Below are 395 nucleotides of genomic sequence, written 5' to 3'. Positions count from 1 at the left end.
GCACGATGGCGGCGATGACGATGCCGACCAGGGTCTTTGGCGCGCCCATGGCGGCGATCGCCGTCTCCAGCGCGGGCGCCAGCGACTTGGCCAGCAGCACCACGGCGCCCAGGCACACCAGCAGCGCGCCGGCACTGACCCAGGCGACGGTGGGCGTGGGTGGCGCTGCATGCACCTCTTCGTCGCCGACGGCTTCCTTGGGCAGGAAGTAGTCGCGGTGGCGCACCGTCTGCACCAGCACGAAAGTGCCGTACAGGACCAGCGAGATGACAGCGATGAAAATGAGCTGGCTGGAGTTGTAGTACGGGCCGGCGGCGCTGGAAGTGTAGTTCGGCAGCACCAGCGTCAGGATGGCGATGGCCGCCAGGGTGGCCAGCGACGCGCTCACGCCCAGC

The 395-nt window shown here is 68.9% G+C and carries 1 protein-coding gene; it reads right to left on the bottom strand.

Annotated features, from left to right (window positions below):
- On the bottom strand, positions 1–395 hold a 395-nt coding region (locus E4T88_RS19060; protein ID WP_221411839.1), incomplete at both ends, for a calcium:cation antiporter.

It is taken from the genome of Dysgonomonas mossii (genome assembly GCF_004569505.1).
GTDB lineage: Bacteria > Bacteroidota > Bacteroidia > Bacteroidales > Dysgonomonadaceae > Dysgonomonas.
This window is presented reverse-complemented; position numbering and strand designations above follow the sequence as displayed.